Genomic DNA, 262 nt, shown 5'->3' with positions numbered 1-262 from the left:
CCAGACAGCCAGGAGGTTGGCTTAGAAGCAGCCATCCTTGAAAGAGTGCGTAATAGCTCACTGGTCGAGTGATTCTGCGCCGATAATGTAGCGGGGCTCAAGTACACCGCCGAAGTCGTGTCGCCACCCGCAAGGGTGGTGGGTAGGGGAGCGTCGTGTGCTGGGTGAAGCGGCCCTGGAAGGGTGTCGTGGACGGTTCACGAGTGAGAATGCAGGCATGAGTAGCGTGATGCACGTGGGAAACGTGTGCGCCGATTGACTA

1 rRNA gene is annotated in these 262 nt (G+C 58.8%); it reads left to right on the top strand.

Annotated features, from left to right (window positions below):
- A 23S ribosomal RNA gene (locus tag RM780_RS27765) occupies window positions 1–262 on the top strand; the annotation flags it as partial.

The sequence above is a fragment of the Streptomyces boetiae genome (genome assembly GCF_031845405.1).
Taxonomy (GTDB): domain Bacteria; phylum Actinomycetota; class Actinomycetes; order Streptomycetales; family Streptomycetaceae; genus Streptomyces; species Streptomyces boetiae.
The sequence above is the reverse complement of the archived record's forward strand: the minus strand, read 5'-3'. Positions and strand labels throughout refer to the sequence as shown.